At 49.4% G+C, this 5,401-nt stretch carries 7 protein-coding genes; 4 read left to right on the top strand and 3 right to left on the bottom strand.

Annotation, left to right across the window (positions count from 1 at the left end; all coding sequences use genetic code 11):
• The first annotated feature begins 42 nt into the window (after positions 1 to 42).
• The 3 genes from ACTHSP_RS17400 (at position 43) to ACTHSP_RS17390 (ending at position 1,482) form a co-directional block, all read left to right on the top strand.
• The gene (locus ACTHSP_RS17400; RefSeq protein WP_101756320.1) at positions 43 to 258 is read left to right on the top strand and encodes a hypothetical protein; all 216 of its coding nucleotides are present in this window, start codon (positions 43 to 45) and stop codon (positions 256 to 258) included.
• A gap of 129 nt (positions 259 to 387) precedes the next feature.
• Complete coding sequence (locus ACTHSP_RS17395) at positions 388 to 837, top strand: DUF3290 domain-containing protein (RefSeq protein WP_440346542.1); 450 nt, start codon at positions 388 to 390, stop codon at positions 835 to 837.
• 12 nt (positions 838 to 849) lie between these two features.
• Complete coding sequence (locus ACTHSP_RS17390; protein ID WP_440346541.1) at positions 850 to 1,482, top strand: DUF421 domain-containing protein; 633 nt, start codon at positions 850 to 852, stop codon at positions 1,480 to 1,482.
• 72 nt (positions 1,483 to 1,554) lie between these two features.
• Here the strand turns inward: ACTHSP_RS17390 and ACTHSP_RS17385 are convergent, their stop codons facing one another.
• From ACTHSP_RS17385 to ACTHSP_RS17375, 3 genes are all read right to left on the bottom strand, one after another.
• The gene (locus ACTHSP_RS17385) at positions 1,555 to 1,926 is read right to left on the bottom strand and encodes a DUF488 domain-containing protein (protein WP_440346540.1); all 372 of its coding nucleotides are present in this window, start codon (positions 1,924 to 1,926) and stop codon (positions 1,555 to 1,557) included.
• A 63-nt stretch (positions 1,927 to 1,989) separates the two neighbouring features.
• A complete protein-coding gene (gene trpC, locus ACTHSP_RS17380; protein ID WP_440346539.1) occupies positions 1,990 to 2,772 on the bottom strand; it encodes an indole-3-glycerol phosphate synthase TrpC in 783 nt (260 codons plus the stop codon).
• A gap of 143 nt (positions 2,773 to 2,915) precedes the next feature.
• A complete protein-coding gene (locus tag ACTHSP_RS17375) occupies positions 2,916 to 4,388 on the bottom strand; it encodes a malate:quinone oxidoreductase (RefSeq protein WP_440346538.1) in 1,473 nt (490 codons plus the stop codon).
• A gap of 431 nt (positions 4,389 to 4,819) precedes the next feature.
• Between ACTHSP_RS17375 and ACTHSP_RS17370 the strand changes: the two genes are divergently transcribed.
• Positions 4,820 to 5,314 carry a hypothetical protein gene (locus ACTHSP_RS17370; RefSeq protein ID WP_070590457.1) on the top strand — a complete coding sequence of 165 codons (495 nt, stop codon included), beginning with the start codon at positions 4,820 to 4,822 and terminating at the stop codon, positions 5,312 to 5,314.
• The last annotated feature ends 87 nt before the right edge of the window (positions 5,315 to 5,401 follow it).

The raw sequence follows: 5,401 nt of genomic DNA, 5'->3' as shown, positions 1-5,401 counted from the left end.
TTTTCGTGCGTGAAGCCTACGTCGTCATTTTGGAAAAAGAACGTGTTTAAACTCGGCGTCTATGCCTGTCTCGGATTGTTCGTCAGCTGGGTGTTGCTCTTGATTTTGCAACTTTGGTTTTCCTTCATCGATGCCGATTTGTTTCTCAAAATCACCCTGACCATGGCAGGTCTTTTCATTATCATTCTGGCCAGCTTACTGGTCATCAGCCAGTATTTTTCCGAAAAGAAAATGAAAGACGACGGATTTATCAACTGATGCTACTTCGGGAAGCGCCATGTATGCTTTATCCGAAACCTTGACGCAACATCCTTGTTTAATAGACAAGGCCGTCTGAAATTTATGTTTCAGACGGCCTTATTACCCTCCTCAAAGCTACTGAATACCATGAAATTCTTTTCCCACTTTTATCTTGAAAACCATATGTATTTCAACGACTACTTGAAATACGTCCTGATTTTCGCCGCCCTCGTCATCCTCCTGCTCGCCATATCGCAATACCTGCGCCACCGCATGGACACCAAATACCGCGACCTGAGCATTATTGCGCTGTTGTTGCTCATCCTCATCTGCGGCACGCAATATCTTTCGTACAGCGAGCGTCAAAACTTTGCCGCCGATACTTCGCGCATGGTGGGTTTTCTCAATGCCTTGATTGAAAACCAAAAAGTTGAAAAACAAGACATCATCGTCAACAGCACGCGCCTGTTCAACGGTATGATTATCGGCATCAAAAACCAATACTACGAAGTCCATTTCAATCAAGACTTCTCCGCCTACACGTTGACGCCCATCAATTTGGTCAACAACAATATCGAACTCATCGATAAAGAATAACAGGATACACACATGGAAGCATACTCCCTGCTCGCCCTCAAACTACTGATGGGTATTTTAGGTTTGATTTTGCAAATCAACCTCTTAGGCAAAGGCAACCTCGCGCCGACCTCCGCCATGGACCAAGTGCAAAACTATGTACTCGGCGGCATCATCGGCGGCGTGATTTACAGCGACAGCGTCGGCCTGTTGCAATTTTTCCTCGTGCTGATTTTGTGGACGCTGTTGGTCTTGAGCCTGAAATTCATCAAAAACCACAACCGCTGGGTCAAATCCGTAATTGACGGCAAATCCGTCTGGGTTATCGTCAACGGCAAAATCCAAACCGATGAATGCATGAAAAACGGCATCAGCGCACACGACCTCATGTTCAAACTCCGCGCCGCCGGCATCTACGAAATCTCTGCCGTCAAACGCGCCGTCATGGAGCAAAACGGCCAGCTCACCGTCATCCAGTACGGCGACGAGAGCCTGCGCTATCCGCTGATTACAGACGGCCAAGTTGACCCCGACATCCTCGAAATCATTAAGCGTGATGAAGAGTGGTTGCAACAGGAACTCGACCGCCTCCACCTTGAAGCCTCGCAAGTCTATATCGGCGAATACATAGACGGAAAATTGGTAGCACACCGTTATCCTTCTTGATTTGAAAATAGCAGGCCGTCTGAAATGCAAGTTTCAGACGGCCTTTTTGTATTCAGCTCAAACACTGATTTTTTAATCGCGATATTCAAACGTTGCGCCCAAAAATTGAGCCAGTGCGGAGACGTGGGAATGTCGAGGGTCTTTGATGGCGGTCAGCAACAAGATATTGCCGTGTTGTTTTTCCAAATCCAGCAGCCGCTTGATAGCAGCCTGCTCGGCATCACCTTGCAGCTCTTCGTGATAACGGCTGACAAAACCGTCAAAATTCTCAGCCGGATTTTCATGATACCAGCGGCGCAGGTTTGCACTGGGCGTAATGTCTTTGAGCCAGAGCGCCGTAGCGAAAACTTCTTTATGGACGCCGCGCGGATAGAGGCGGTCGATAAAGACGGCGGTTTGTTTAGAATCGGGTTGATAGGCGTAAATGCGCTGTACGGTAAACATTTTTTCTCGTCTCCAATGGATTCAGGCCGTCTGAAAATTCAGACGGCCTGATGTTTTTTAGGTTTAGAACAGTTTTTTGACTTCTGCTTCGATATCGTCGGCACGCATAAAGGTTTCGCCGATCAGGAAAGTATGCACGCCGTGGCCGCGCATGAAATCGACGTCTTCTTTGTTGCGGATGCCGCTTTCGGTTACAACGGTTTTGCCGTTTAATTCAGGCAAGAGGTCGAGGGTTTGTTGCAGAGTCACTTCAAACGTACGCAGGTTGCGGTTGTTGACGCCCCACAACGACGTGGTCATGTTGCAGCATTTTTCCAGCTCGGACGCATCGTGCAACTCCAACAATACAGTCATGCCCAATTCGTGGGCAACGGCTTCAAAACGCTCAAGCTGCCCGGCTTCCAAGGCGGCGGCAATCAGAAGAACCGCATCCGCACCCCACGCGCGAGCCTGATAGATTTGGTATTCATCGATGATGAAATCTTTACGCAAGACCGGCAACGCCACGGCCGCACGCGCCTGTTTCAAATACTCGGGCGAGCCTTGGAAATAAGGTTCGTCCGTCAACACGGACAAACAGGCCGCACCCGCTTTTTCATAGGCAACGGCGATTTCGGCAGGATGAAAATCAGGGCGGATCAGGCCTTTGCTCGGGCTGGCTTTTTTGACTTCGGCAATAATGGCTGGCAGATTCTGCGCGTGTTTTTCACGGATCGAGCCGATAAAGCTGCGAACCGGCGCGGCAGCCTGCGCTTGGGCTTTGATGTCTTCCAAAGAAACGGCTGCTTTTTGTGCGGCCACTTCTTCTGCTTTGGTAGCAAGGATTTTGTTGAGAATATCGGTCATGGCGTTTTTCTATTGGGGCTGATTTTCGGGTTTAAATCGTGCAACATGCTGCCGCAGATTAGATTTCAGACGGCCTGAATGCCGCTATTTTAATGGTTTGAAAAAAGGCGGGCAAGAATGCCCGCCTTTGTGTCTGCTTTAATTTAGTGATGGATACCCAAAACAGTCGCGTTGTGGCTGATGATTTCGTCCGCCAAAGTCGGATTGTCGTTCAGCTTGATACCGTAGCCAGGCACCAATTCTTTCAGACGGCCTGACCATGCCTCGATACGACCTGGGAAGCATTGGTTGACCAGCTTAATCATCAAAGGCACGGCGGTTGATGCGCCTGGGGACGCACCCAGCAATGCGGCCAGCGAGCCGTCGGCATGGGCGACGATTTCGGTACCGAATTGGAGTACGCCGCCTTTTTTCGGGTCTTTTTTGATGATTTGTACGCGTTGACCGGCGGTAATCAGTTCCCAAGTGTCAGGATTGGCTTCCGGATAATACTCTAAGAGCGAATTAAAGCGTTCTTCTTTGGTTTTACGCAATTCGCCCAAGAGATATTTGGTCAGCGGCATATTAGCCCAACCGGCGCGGAGCATAGGATAGAGGTTGTCCATTTGGATGGACATCGGCAGATCCATGAGCGAGCCTTGTTTGAGGAAGTTGGGGCGGAAGCCTGCGTATGGGCCGAACATCAGATGACGCTCGCCATTCACGTTGCGGGTATCCAAGTGCGGAACGGACATAGGCGGCGCGCCAACGGAAGCTTGACCGTACACTTTGGCATTGTGTTGGGCAACGGTTTCAGGGTTGCTGTTGCGGAAGAACAGGCCGGAAACAGGGAAGCCGCCGTAACCTTTGCCTTCCGGAATACCGGATTTTTGCAGCAGGGTCAGTGCACCGCCGCCTGCGCCGAGGAACACGAAACGGCTGCGGAGGGTCAAATGGTCTTCATGGTTTTCGGTGTTGCAGGTTTTGAGTACCCACGCGCCGTCAGATTCGCGTTTGATGTCTTCAACATGGCGGTTGAATTCCATTTTCACGCCTTTTTCGCGCAGATATTGCACCATTTGGCGGGTCAGATTACCGAAATCAACGTCCGTACCTTCGGCGGAGTAGTTGGCGGCAATGGGTTGGCTTTCATCACGACCGTTGACAACCAGCGGCGCCCATTCGGCGATTTTGGCGCGGTCGGTAGAAAACTCCATTTTTTCAAAGAGTTTTTGGTTTTTGAACACATCGAAACGTTTTTGCAGATAACTGCAATGGTCGGCGTTCATCACCAGCGACATATGGGGGACGGAATTGATGAAAGTGCGGTCGGTCAGTTTGCCTTCTTCGACCAAAGTCGCCCAAAATTGGCGGCTGATATGGAATTGTTCGGCAATATTGAGGGCACGGGTCGGATCGATCGTGCCATCGGCAGTCAGGGGCGCATAGTTCAATTCACACAGCGCAGAGTGTCCCGTACCGGCATTGTTCCATGCATTTGATGATTCCAACGCTACATCTTCCAAGCGTTCGATCAGGGTGATTTCCCAAGATGGTTCGAGTTCTTTGAGCAATACGCCCAAAGTGGCGCTCATAATGCCGCCGCCTACTAATACGACATCGGTTGCTTCAGCCATGGTTTTACTCCTACTAAAGTCAGGCATGGTTTGCCTTGTGGTTATCTATCATTATAAACAACTGATTTCAGAGGAATTATTTTTTGGTTTTGTTGTGTGTGAAACTTTTTGCCTGCTGAGTTTCCGAGCGTAAATGGCGGAAGGCAGTTTCGGTTTGGGTTCCAGATTTCAGGTCTTTATAATATGTTATTAAGAATTTAGTAGATTTTACGGAGAAATGCAAAGATTTTCTGTTCGGTTCATATAAAAATAATAGATTAGGTCGTCTGAAAACGTTTTCTTACCCTTTATCTACCAATGTTTGCCAAGAAAAAAGAATTTTTCATTTCTTTTTTAATTGACTGTTTTTGTCAGCAATTTCGGCGTCAGACTAACGTGAATTAACCGCCGATCTGCTATCATTTCAACTTATTTTCCCAAGGCAAGCCGCCATGTACCTGACTCAAGAAAAGCCCTACCGCCCCCTATTGGTCGCACTGATGTTCCTCACCCTGCCGCTGGCGATGATATTGCACAATATCGTGCAAATTGCCTTTTCAGACGGCCAAGGGCTGTTGGTCACGGTCAAAGACGGCGCGTGGGTATGGCAAAGCGGTTGGCAGGATTCCGTCGCATGGTTCGTCTGCGGCATGTTTGCCTTCCTCAACCTGCCGATTGCAGGCGGACTGACCAAGCTGGCGTATAAAAAAATGATGCGCCGGCATTCGCGTTATGCCATCTTCCTTGCCGGTGTCGCAGCGTGTGCCTCTGCGGCGGCAGGCTTGATTTTTGAAGCCATCTTAGGCAATGCCGCATTGGCCGGTATGCGCGGACAAGGCGTGTTCTACTACACCCTCTCCGTGTGGATTATCGCCATGCTGACCCTGCCCAAACAGCTCACGCGCGCGCCGGAGCAGCCCATCGTCTTTCACAAAATGAAACGTTGATTCAACGAGTGCAAACATTTTCAGACGGCATGCTTTCCGTTACCATTACATCCAACGCGTTTTAACCAATAAGGAATAACAAATGAA

The sequence above is a fragment of the Neisseria sp. P0001.S005 genome, from assembly GCF_051963715.1.
This window is presented reverse-complemented; position numbering and strand designations above follow the sequence as displayed.